This is a genomic window from Rivularia sp. UHCC 0363 (genome assembly GCF_034931125.1).
Classification (GTDB): domain Bacteria; phylum Cyanobacteriota; class Cyanobacteriia; order Cyanobacteriales; family Nostocaceae; genus Rivularia.
This window is the reverse complement of record NZ_JAYGHM010000116.1, coordinates 1-11,483: the sequence shown is the minus strand read 5'-3', so window position 1 is coordinate 11,483 and position 11,483 is coordinate 1. Positions and strand designations below refer to the sequence as shown.

The 11,483-nt window shown below is 44.9% G+C and carries 12 protein-coding genes and 1 pseudogene; 3 read left to right on the top strand and 10 right to left on the bottom strand.

Translation table 11 applies throughout. The features are described from left to right. The coding region (locus VB797_RS33850) for an ISKra4 family transposase (protein WP_323242189.1) at positions 1-904 on the bottom strand (904 nt) is incomplete at its 3' end. A gap of 15 nt (positions 905-919) precedes the next feature. Between VB797_RS33850 and VB797_RS33845 the strand changes: the two genes are divergently transcribed. Next, entirely contained in the window at positions 920-2,446 is a 1,527-nt protein-coding gene (locus tag VB797_RS33845) for a DUF6399 domain-containing protein (protein WP_323242188.1), read from the top strand. Positions 2,447-2,719: 273 nt separating this feature from the next. Here the strand turns inward: VB797_RS33845 and VB797_RS33840 are convergent, their stop codons facing one another. From VB797_RS33840 to VB797_RS33800, 9 genes and pseudogenes are all read right to left on the bottom strand, one after another. Continuing rightward, positions 2,720-6,040, bottom strand: a complete 3,321-nt coding sequence (locus tag VB797_RS33840) for a hypothetical protein (protein ID WP_323242187.1) — start codon at positions 6,038-6,040, stop codon at positions 2,720-2,722. Between the two features lie 46 nt (positions 6,041-6,086). Further along, a complete protein-coding gene (locus VB797_RS33835; protein WP_323242186.1) occupies positions 6,087-6,389 on the bottom strand; it encodes a trypco2 family protein in 303 nt (100 codons plus the stop codon). A gap of 301 nt (positions 6,390-6,690) precedes the next feature. Continuing rightward, a complete protein-coding gene (locus VB797_RS33830; RefSeq protein WP_323242185.1) occupies positions 6,691-7,716 on the bottom strand; it encodes an ATP-binding protein in 1,026 nt (341 codons plus the stop codon). Between the two features lie 19 nt (positions 7,717-7,735). Beyond that, positions 7,736-8,095 (bottom strand): hypothetical protein, encoded by a 360-nt coding sequence (locus VB797_RS33825; protein ID WP_323242184.1) that lies wholly within the window; start codon positions 8,093-8,095, stop codon positions 7,736-7,738. Continuing rightward, positions 8,095-8,574, bottom strand: coding sequence for a hypothetical protein (locus VB797_RS33820; RefSeq protein WP_323242183.1), 480 nt, complete (start codon positions 8,572-8,574; stop codon positions 8,095-8,097). Before VB797_RS33820 ends, VB797_RS33825 begins: the two co-directional genes overlap by 1 nt. A 48-nt stretch (positions 8,575-8,622) precedes the next feature. Beyond that, positions 8,623-9,120, bottom strand: a complete 498-nt coding sequence (locus tag VB797_RS33815) for a hypothetical protein (protein ID WP_323242182.1) — start codon at positions 9,118-9,120, stop codon at positions 8,623-8,625. A 20-nt stretch (positions 9,121-9,140) separates the two neighbouring features. Continuing rightward, a complete protein-coding gene (locus VB797_RS33810; protein ID WP_323242181.1) occupies positions 9,141-9,626 on the bottom strand; it encodes a hypothetical protein in 486 nt (161 codons plus the stop codon). 11 nt (positions 9,627-9,637) lie between these two features. After that, a complete protein-coding gene (locus VB797_RS33805) occupies positions 9,638-10,222 on the bottom strand; it encodes a hypothetical protein (protein ID WP_323242180.1) in 585 nt (194 codons plus the stop codon). A 324-nt stretch (positions 10,223-10,546) separates the two neighbouring features. Continuing rightward, a pseudogene (locus VB797_RS33800) lies at positions 10,547-10,669 on the bottom strand (ISKra4 family transposase); the annotation flags it as partial. Positions 10,670-10,851: 182 nt separating this feature from the next. Here VB797_RS33800 and VB797_RS33795 point away from each other — a divergent pair. Beyond that, a complete protein-coding gene (locus VB797_RS33795; RefSeq protein ID WP_323242179.1) occupies positions 10,852-11,022 on the top strand; it encodes a hypothetical protein in 171 nt (56 codons plus the stop codon). An 82-nt stretch (positions 11,023-11,104) separates the two neighbouring features. Then, a partial coding sequence (locus tag VB797_RS33790; protein WP_323242177.1) for a hypothetical protein occupies positions 11,105-11,483 on the top strand: 379 nt, incomplete at its 3' end.

Genomic DNA, 11,483 nt, shown 5'->3' with positions numbered 1-11,483 from the left:
CAAAACAGCGCTCAAACAATCCCCACAGCCCGCGTGCCCCATCACTGATCCACGCCACTTGAGGGGCAGACTCGATGCTTTGGCGATGGGCTTCCAGTTGCAGTTGTCCTTGCAAGGCTTCAATGTCGCCCCGCACCGCGACAATGCGACGATGCAGCAATTGGCTCACCCGTTCTCCAGAACGCTTCAAGCGACTCCCCAACCGCACCAACAGACCCACTTTGATTTCTTGGTAGACAATCTTGCCTCTGGGACTTTTGGCCTGGGGACGAAACGGCACACTTACCCCGTCGGCTCCGATGAGCAACGGTAAAGCCGCCAGTTCTGCGGACAGGGGTTCTAAGTCGGGCTTGCTGCCCTGTTGCCAGTCTTGCAGTTGTTGCTTCACCGACTCCTGAGCCTGTTGGCCATACTGCTGCACCCACTGCCACAGCACCGTATCACTCAGTCGCACCCCACAGAATTGCTGCAAGATCTCAACCGCTAAGCCATACGGCAAAAACAAGGCTAACAAACATCCCAGTCGGACTAACTCGACCGAGGTTTGGGCGTAGGGAGCAATCCCCAATTGCTCATCCAAGGGAGCCTGCTGGCTGCCCTTGCAGTGTTTCGGGCAACGTCCAACTCGGCGTTCCCAATCTACCCATCCCACCAGAGTCAGCATCCGACGATGCCCGTAGCCTTTGCTGTGCAACCGAGTTCCGCAAACGGGGCAGTTCCCCCAGTTCTCACGCTGCTGGGCACGTCGCTGGAGTTCGTGGATGACAAACTCCCTTGCCATCCACATCCCCATTTGCCATGCCGCTAAAACCAGACTCGCTAAGGTGGTGCTCTGATGGAATTTCTTTCGTAACTGCTGCCACTCCCAAGGATTGGGAGTAAGTGTTTCTGGAGGCGTTATCATAGAGTTAGTTTTTATATGTTCGGGGCACTCCCTTGCGGGGTTGCCCTTTTTCGTGACCTCCTTCTATTCTGGCAAATTCTTCACATCACCCTCCCCCAACCTCTGGATGCGCCCTATCCAGAATCTAAGCTGTGGGAAAGTCAAGCTGGTGCAGAATGGTTGAAACGACTGGTGAACGCCACTCTGTTAATCTTCTGTTTGAAAGGGGGGATGGGGTGTGAAACGGTTGCCGAATTTTTTCATCTGCTGCGACTGGAACAGCATGTTGGGGTTTCAGTTGCTTCCCTGCGAAAAATCCGTTCTCAACTGGAAACCCACATCATCGATTACGGGCAAGAGCAACTTAAAACGATGCCTGCTGGTGAACGACCGCTAGAGATTTGTGCCAGTGCTGATGAAACCTTTTTTGACCAAGCAGTGCTGGTTTTGTTAGACCTTGCCAGTGGATTTATTGTGGTTGAAACTTTCAGTGAAGACCATCGCTATGAAACCTGGCAGCAACAGGCTCAGCAAGCTCTCAGCCAACTGGGTTTACAGGTGCGTTACTGTGTCAGTGACCGCGCCAAAGCCTTGGTCAAGCTAGCCCTTGAGGAAATGGGCTGTGCCAGCATTGCGGATCTGTTTCATGCCCTTTGGGAATTATCGAGTGGCATCGGGCGAGAACTGTCCACCCAGACCTTTGGGGTCAATCGGCGCTTGCGTCAGTTGAGTGAAGCCCCAGAGAACCCAGCCCTGCAAGCCACTCAACAACAGCAACAAACGGCACTCATGGCGGCACAACAGCAATTTCATCAGGGCTTACGGCAGCTTAGCCTGGCGCTGCATCCGTTTTCCTGGAAGAGCGGCACCGTGCAAACCACTCAACAAGTTGCAGCACAGTTGTCTGATGATTGTCAAGCGCTCTTACAACTCAAAATCGCTCAGCACTTGCCCGATAAGGAAGGCAGTATTGCCAAGTTTGAGCGACAAATTCAAGACCTGAGCGCTGTCGTTGATTTATGGTGGCAATGGGTTCGACAAAGCCTCCAGGAGCAAGGTTGTGATCCGGCTCTCCAGGTTTGGTTGGCGCAAGTTTTCCTGCCACTCTCGTACTGGCAAGCTCAATCGCAGTGCACGAAAACACCGGCTCTCAAAGTCGCCTACCAGTCTGCCCTGCAACAAGCTCAAGCAGCGCTTACCCAACATCCACTCACCGCTACCCTCTCGCCAGCACAACGAACTCACTGGCAAACTTGGGCTAATGTCATGGTCAGTCGGTTTCAACGCGCTTCTTCTGCTGTGGAAGGCCGCAATGGTTACCTCAAACAGATTTATCATAATCGTCGGGGCTTATCCTCCCATCGTGTACAGGTGATGACCACCCTGCATAATTTCTATCTGAAACGGGCTGATGGAACTACTGCTGCTCAACGACTGTTTGGCAAACCTGCGCCGGATCTATTCGAGCACCTGATCCAACAGATGCCGAATCTGCCTCAAGCTCGACGGCGGAAAACTGCTGCCAAACCTGAAACCCCTGCCCTACATAATGTCCCGGCTTAAATTGGTAGCCGCCAGTCTTATGATGAGAGGGGTGGAATTGCCCATTTCGCCTCGAAAATTGCGATATGGCGGCTCACAGCAGCAACCCTCCCTCTACCCCTACTACCTTTCCCCTGGTTTTTTCCACTCTCATATAAGATCGCATCTCTCAGGTATTTTCAGCAATTCAGCGTCTTTTGGCTGGAAGTATCAATACTGTTTTATTGATTTAGAGATTTTGTCTGTATCAATGGCTACGAAATTAGATGCGCTCACCCTGATGTATTCCCGGAATCAAACATCGAAATTATACTTCTTTTTAAGAAAATCTCGAATATCTTCGCTCGGCTGCTCACCATAATTAGAGGCAATTACCTGACCATAATCCTCAAGATCAATGTTCTCAGTAGAATCCAATGCAGCCATAAATTCTTCTTCTTTTTCTGATTTTATCAAGACGAAATAATATGCCCAACGACCCGTACTATCCTTAGCTTTGAGCTTGTGAATATTATGACCGTTATTAGCAACATAAATGTCTCTAATGCGTTCACGTAACTTTAATACGTTTGGCTCGTTCCATAATCTCCCATGTTTGTGGTGGCGAACTTCATTGCGTAAATCAGCCAAACTAATGTTCAGAGATTCTACAAACCCCTTGGCTTCTAAATTGGCAATCTCATTTGCTGCATGCCTCTGAACCAGACAAGCAATTGAAATTGCTTGTAACTGTTCATCTTCCAACATCGCAGCCTGTTGTAGAAAGGGGATGACGAATTTTCCTGATTGGTAACTAGTTCTTACAATGATTTCTATTTTTTCCTGCCGCGAAATAACTGGAGAAAGCAGCCCCCAGACTAGGTGATTTATTGTTTTGGAGTTAAAGCAATCAAGTCTCAAACAATCAAATGCAATACGAAAGCTATCGTAATTTTTGACTGAATTCTGCCTCAAGGCAAAACTCAATACGTATGAAATTTCCTCTCTCTTGTTTTCTTGTTTACAAGTAAACTCATCACTTAATACTTGAGTTTCTGTGTCACAAAGAGAGAGTAATCTCTCTAACTGATAGGAACTACGCCAAAGGTCACGAAGTGCAGTTCCTACCGCCACAAGAGTCGTATTCTCGACATGGTGCTCCTTAGCAATAGCAAGTAGCCTATCGTCAATATTAACATCCTGAAAATGTCGCCACCCTGGGTTGCCATCCGGTTCACGAGCTATTCTACTAACCGCGAACGCGGCTGCAATTCTCTCTGCTGTACTTGGCTTTTGGAGCATACAAGACAGTCCATAAAGAACTCCTCCAAAATAAGGAATAGGTTCAACCGTAGACTTTTGACGATATGACCACATTGCTCCTGCGATGCGATATGCCGCAAAAGAGCGTTCAAACATATCTGGCGATCTTAACCCTTCCAAAACAGCAGTTATAAAGGAGTCGTTTAGAGTATTATTTACAAGCTTAACTGTGTCAATTTCTGACGGAATCTCGTTACTGGGAGAGCCGCAGTAGAAATGTAAAAGTGCAGCCCACTTAAAACGGTTGCTAGCGTTACATGGAGCCTCAGAGTGGAGTGATAACAGATATGCACCCACGCTGTCTACTGAGTGTTGAACTAAAGCAGAATCGACGAGTTTAGAGTACTGATTCTTAGGTAATGAGGGATTTAGTAATGCAATTGCGTAAGCTTTGACTCGAACCCGACTCAAGTGCCCAAGAGGTAGCTCTATGCTATTTACCGCAATCTGAGTAGCAACGTTAAATAACGTATCCAGAATACTAGCCTTCTGTGCTGCTGAGCTTCCTAGGTTAGACCCAAATTTGTCCGCTACCCCCTGCGGATCAACATGACGTTGCCATATTTCAATTGTCTTTTGAAGAAAAGCGCCAGGACGCTCTTGTGCAATTTTTAGGCAAAGACTTTTAGCAGAAGAGTCAGATAATGTAGATAATGATTGAAAAACAATCTCTTGCCCAAGCAAATCTGGTTCAAAAACAGGCACTTCCTTCTTTAAAATACTTCGATTGGTCCCAAAGAGCTGTTCCATTTTTTTCCCTGACCAGGCATTAGGAACAACTCGTTCCAACACAGAAGAGTCTATGGGGGCTATCAATGTCGATACAGCTAAAACACAGACGCAATCTTTCTCACCAAATAGCCTTTTAGCCTGCTCTACAATTACCCTAGCGTAGTCTCTTAGCTTTTCATTCCAAGTCTGTGGATACCGACCAGCTAGTCCCAAAAATGCAGGTATGCCTCTCGTATCATCTATCAATTTTTTGGCTTCAGACTCAGAAATGCTGTTATTTCCACTACTGTCTAATAGACGCTTTTGCTGCTTTTGGTCTTGAAGAGGATACAAAGAAATGCCTAAAAAAGAAGTTGGTTTAGTAGCTTTGACAGATTGTAATTGTGTACCTACTTCTTTTACTTCTTCTAATCGGCTCTCTCTTAACTCCTTTAAAATTTGATCTCGTTCAAAGTTGGTAGACAAAGGTTTAAGATCAGTGTGAGCCAATAATAATATTCTTATTTTAACTCCAAAATCTTTCCAAGATAAATATACCCGATACAGAAACGCCCATAACTCATCACCGAAATTTTCAGCGTTATCAACAACAAGTGCGGTTGCTTGGCTTGGACAATAGTTAACTAATTGATACAGCTCACTAACTTCATCTGGAGCGAATCCTACAATCCATTGTGGATTCTGACTCTGCAACTGAATTAACCACTCTTTTGCTAAGCGCGATTTTCCTACACCATGCTGCCCATACAGTACCTGCCAAACGAAAGCCTCTGGTCGTTGAATGAAATCTCCTAACCGTTTCAGCTCTGTATCTCGCCCTACAAGCTCGATCGGTTCAAAAAAACGACGCCAAGCGTCAAGTTTTTGTTTAGGATCTATCAGTAATGCATCAGGAATAAAAGCCTTAGTGTTTCTTATAATCGTAAGTGACAGCGAGAGACTTCGATCTCCAAGCACCAACTCACAAAAGTCTGGATCTTTTGCTACGGCTGAAATGGGTGTTACCCACAAAACCTTCTCAGCAAAAGATTTGTTCGTTTCAATAACGATACCGACTAAGAAGCGATTGACAAATAATGCTGTTCCACTAATCCCTTGCCACTGTTGAGGAGAGTTTGGAATGGGACTAGTAACTTGTAGTCGGAGCTGCCCTAATTTCAAGCCAGAATATTTACTTAGTAACCCTTGAAGCTCCTCAGGATTTTGAAAACCGTTGATTTCCTGAACAATAGGGAAGCCAATACCGCTTGCTTGTATCTGTGTGTTTACCAGTTCCCCAAAACATGTAATTTTTTGCTGATTCAGTGCAAAACACGACTTACCTTTTTCAATTCTGAGAAGAGCAAGATCATATTTGGGGCTATCCCAGCACAAATAGCATCCTTCTACTATCCAATCTGTTCTTCCTTCTTCATAATCTCCAATTAAACGCATGTGATAGCGTTTTCCGAGAATTCCTCTCTCGCCAGATGGAGCAATAACATGATGAGCAGTCAGAATGAGACTATCTCGGATCAAGTAGCCAGTTCCACCTTGACGACGATGTGGGTCATGCAGTTCTGTGACTCGGATGGGATCCATATGAAACAATATGCATTGATTAAGTTCGGCACTGTGGAGCGGACATTTAGCCGGGAAGCTGTTCTTGTGATCGTGAGACTCGAATTGGTTGGCCAGCTACATCAATAGCTTTCAATGTAAGTTTGAGCTTATGCTTGCTAGCGTCTTTGGTTTTGGAATCCACTCCCCCTCCAAAGATATACCAGTTAATTTTTCCAGAAACACCTGATTCATCTTCTGCAATCACCTCTAACTCAAGTTCAACTGATTGAAGATCAAATTGCAGATTTTGATTTTTGCCTTTTTCTTGAGCGAGTCTAAGTTCTTCTCGAAGATTCTCGATCGCGTCACTTAACCTTATTAAGCCCATAAAACCCCTCATTTTGAATTAAACGTCTATCTGGTTACCAATTAACACTTAGACAGGGATCCCCCCAGCACAGTCAGATTTTCGTCAGTTCATAAGAGCAATTGTGATTCAAGAAAATATGGGATCCAGCATCGCTAGGATTCTCAGAGGATGAATGTCTTTACCCAGAGAAGCTGATGCATAAGAGCCTCAGGTATTGTTGCAGATTTTCCCACACTCAGCTGAGGCACAACCACACAACTCTCCCTCTAGCGAACTTAATTTATACAAAAACTACTTTATCAATGCTTGAGTATACGATTTAAGTTACTGACTGAGAGTTGTTTACAGATAGCTTAGAAAGGCTTTCCTCATAGCGATCGCGTAATTCCGGAGAAAGTTCATCCGGAGATAGAATGGTCTCCTTGACGATTGGCGGAGCCTTCTGACTTGAAACAACTCCTACTTTTTCTTTGCCTCGACGAACCTGCGCGATCGCAGCTAGAAAGTCATCTTGAAAAACCTGGCATCGCCCCTCAGAACGAGCAACCGCTTGACTCGCTGCCAGTTTCACAACATTTAGAATATCGCCCCCAGCCAAACCCTCTGATTGAGCAGCTAACCACTCCACAGTGATATCTGGCGATTTAGGCACTTCAGCAGGTAATAGATAGTTCCATAACCTTTCTCGACAAACCTGATCTGGCAGCTCAAACTCAATATGGGCCAAAATTCTTCTTACGAAAGCACCATCATAGTTCTCAGGTAGGTTGGAAGCAAAAATAACAACTCCATCGAAGTCATCTAATTGAAGCAACATCACAGAGCGGCTAACATTCACACCATGATCAGCACTCTGAGTCACACTCGTTAGTCGCTTTCCTAAAATGGAATCAGCTTCGTCAAAAAACAACACGGCATCTGTTTCTTTCGCTTTCTTAAAAGCAGCCGTGATGTTTTTGGGCGTTTCACCTACATATTTCGACTCAATCTCAGCATAGTTGACAGTGATAATCGACTTCCCCAAATGATGAGCAATTGCCTCAGCACAAAAAGTTTTCCCCGTACCTGGTGGCCCGAAAAAATTGATAGCAGTGCGACGACCGTGGGGATCAATTTTCTTTAAGTTCCAGGTATGGTATAGCGTATCGTGATGCCGAATTCGATTCAGGGTAGTCTGGATTTGAGTCATGATCGACTCGGAAACAATCAAATCTTCTAAGCATCGTTGCGGTTTTCGAGCATCGAAGGTCTCCAACCGCTCCATTTCAGGTGTTGCCAATTGGGGAATTGGTTTTCCTTGAGCAGGCTTAGGCGAATCATCAATTTTCTTCCAATTTATGGGCATCGTCTTCCTGTGTGATTTTCTAGGCTACCTGCTGTAAGATACTTGTCCGAACATGTCCCTGTTTTTGAAATTGGGCATACACATCGGGATAAAGCTTTTTAAGTGCTTCAGGAGTAAGTATCTCTTCTGAAATTTGCTGTTCACCAGTTTTCTCGGTTACAACAAAAATTTTGCAAGCGATCTTTTTAGCTGCGACACCAACCTTATCACACTCAATCCAAACATTCATCAAAGAAGATTTTTCTAATTCGTGAGCGCGTAGCCAAGCTGCCACCTTCTCACGAATTCGATGGCGCAATCGCCAAGCAATGTACGCTGTAACAGCAAGCACTACTAAACCAATTACAAAAGTGATAACGTGCGGCAAAACATCTTTCATTAGATTCCTCCTTGACTCAGGTCTAACTGACCAGGAAACATGCTCCAAGTTCGATGTACTGTTTGATTTCCAGTTTGCAGAAATTCTTTGCGGACTGTGGCAGGCAGATCGTCCCATTCTTTTTCAATTGCAGTTGAGAAAGCCGTATCGCCTTTGTACAGAAGAGCGAGTTGTATTTGAAACTTCGATGAAGATAACCGTTGAAACGTTACAGTTACGGATTGAACTGTCTGCTCAATTTGTTCAGCTAAGGGAGAGACACTTGATTTCTTTAAGGCATCTCCTACCACTTGGGCAGGTTGATTCAGTTTTCTACCTAAGGCTTCTGCCAACATTTGATTCACCCAAGTGTCAATCTCCGATCGAGTTTCGCTATCCGTTTGCTCAGAAATATACTTTAACCCCACTACGATCGCGGTAAGTCCAGCGATAACCAAGGCAAATTTGATAACTATCCACATCCAAGACTCGCTCCTCATTTTGACCTCACTGCCTTTTTCTCAAACTGCTTTCCTAAGTTTTCCTCCCTAGTTTGTCATCTCCAGTGTTTCAAGTTGCTGATCACGGCTTGCGGTCACATCGAGATCATGAGACTGTTGCGAACTTTTCATCCAAGCACTTCTCACATCGTCGGGTAAATCATCCCAGTCTACTTCTTCAACAGTTTCAACCTTCTTAACAACTGGAGTCTGAGGAGTTAATACCTCAACAACGAAAGAAGTAATACGTCTTTCCCACTGACTGGCATTCCGCCGTTCCAATCGAATTATGGTCTTAAGCAGATATTTCCGAAATTCTTCCCAAGCTTTCTTAGCCATTCGTCGAATCGGAACAGCAACATTCTCATCCACCCATGCAAAAGCCTTCTGAGCAACGGACAATATTGAAGGTAAATTCCTTTCAATCCAAGGAAAGAGGCTGTCTTTTGCCCAATTAACAATCTTATGCCAGAGGGCAATTACCGCAGCAATTGCGACTCCAACCAAACCAATAGCTGCTCGCAGTGCATCTGCATATAACAACATAACGAATCCTCAAATTAAAGTTAGTGGGTAAGAGTTTGGATTTCCTTATCTCGGACTTCGATAAAATCTACTTTGTGGTTTTTTTGAGCAGAGTTCCACCAAGCAGAGCGAACTTCTAGAGGTAAATGATCCCAGTCCACCTCTTCTTCCACTTCTCGCTTAATGAGTGTGGGTTGCCCAGATTCTAAAACTTTAAGCAATGTGGTTGTGAAACGCTTAATCCAAACAGTAGAAGACACCTGCTCAAACTCAACCAATGCCTCAATCAGAAATCGGCGTAGCTCATCCCAAGAGGCTTTGACAGCCCCATACGCTGCAAGGGTGACAGCCCCTAGAGTAAAGAATGCTGCTCTGACAGATTCAGCAATCAAAGCTCCTAAATCATTCTGAATCCAAGTCAACAAACTCACAGAAACCCAATTGACAATTTCAACCCAAAGGACAAAAGCCACTTCCACAAGAACATTCAACATAGATGCCACAATTTCGGCTACCAATTCTTCCATAGATCACTAGATCACTCCTCAATTGGGTAAACTTGATAGGAAATTTTCTGCTTACCTTCTCGCAAAAAACTATCTCGAATGTCAGTAGTCAGGGCTTCCCAAGGGATTTCTTCCTCAATCCGTTTTACTCTAGGTTTATTAGCACCCGTCTTGATTGAAAAAATTTCAGTTTCGCATTTGCAATTACTGGCTTCACTAAGAGACTCATAATGCACCTTAATCATTAAGATGTGCTCCTTCGCAACAGCTAGAACTCGCTCAACTTGCTCAGGCTGTGGCAGTTTTCCTGCAATCTGAGTAATTCGCGGATCAGTTTCCCCACATAATGAGCAGGTTGCTAAGAAGCAGGTTTCAAAAGAATTACGTTGATAGTCGAGTTCTTGATTTATAAATTTTGCAACTATCAATAAAACCTGATGAGCTTGTGCCAGTTCATGATCTGCTTCTAGTGCTGAAAATATTGAAAGCAATGACTCTATTTGAAGTCTAAGTTGACCAATGAAGCCAACCTCTAGCTCTTGAGATTTAAGATGAGATCTTAAATGTCGAATCATTTTTTCCAAATTCTCTAATGACTCATCTAGGTGCTTGTTCATCACTCGACACCCTTGGTAAAACTAACTACCTGATTGTAGCGAATGTAAAGAATGTCGTATAAGATACAAATAATTAGTTTACAGTGCCAAGCTAGCGATTGCATCGTTAATTCTTCCCTGGGGATGAGTAAAAATACAGATTGCCTGTTGTAAAGCGAATTCTGCCACTTTACATTGTAGTGGCCAAAATGGTACCAGACTGCTGTAAGTGTTATCACTGTAAGCTAGATTGAAAAATTTCATCTAAAATTTACAGACATCTCATCTGAAGCCACAAGTACTTCATTGTGGGGAGCATCTCATTAAAGCAATGAGTATAAATGCTTAGAAAATTGCTAGGTTGAGATAAGTGCACCGCTGGTTGAGCACTTGAGCCACATTCTCTTGCTTCCACTGTACCCCCGATAGCTTCAAGCGTAGTCCAATCCGCTTGACGGTAGACTCGACTCGGGGTAGTTGGGGTGTGGGTAGCGAAGCTGCAACAGCCCGCAAAGTAGCAGAAAAAAGCTTGATACAGCAAGGGTTTGAGCGATTGTTCTGGATCATGCCCACTCGTTGCCCGCACGACAGGACTCAATCAGTACAACAGACTGATAAACTGGCTGCGCTAATTCACGCGAGGCTCAGGGATGAAACGCGATTGGGAACTTCAGGAATTAATTGAAGAGTGGACTTTAGTGCCCAGAGAATTAGAGCTACTGGGCAACAAAACAGGTTCAACTCGGTTGGGTTATGCCGTCCTCCTGAAATTCTTTCAGCCAACTGGTTGCGGGTTTTTCCGGCTGGATGAATTTGTCTAAAAGCCCCTATTTACATAAGCTTGCATCGACGTTGGCTAAAATGGCTCAAGTCTTTTTAGTTGAACCGTCGGCAGGAGTAATAATGCCTCAAACACAACAGTGGCAATCGATTCCCACGCATTTGACCTTAGAACAGTTTGAGCAATTTGTCTTGCCCCATCTGCACATCGGCAGCCGTGGCCCTCAGCCGAAACTCTCTTTGCACGCGATCTTCAACTACATTTTGAAACTCTTGTACCTAGGCTGTCAGTGGAAGGAACTGCCGATCGAGAAGAACAAAGCGGGGCAACCGGAAATTCATTACACCCGGATCTATGCCGCCTTTCGGCGTTACGAAGCCCAGGGCTGCTTCGATGCCATTTTCGCAGGTTCTGTGTCGATACTGTCCCTCAAAGGGCATCTTGACCTCAGCGTCATCCACGGCGACGGGACGACGACTGTGGCGAAAAAGGGCGGTGACC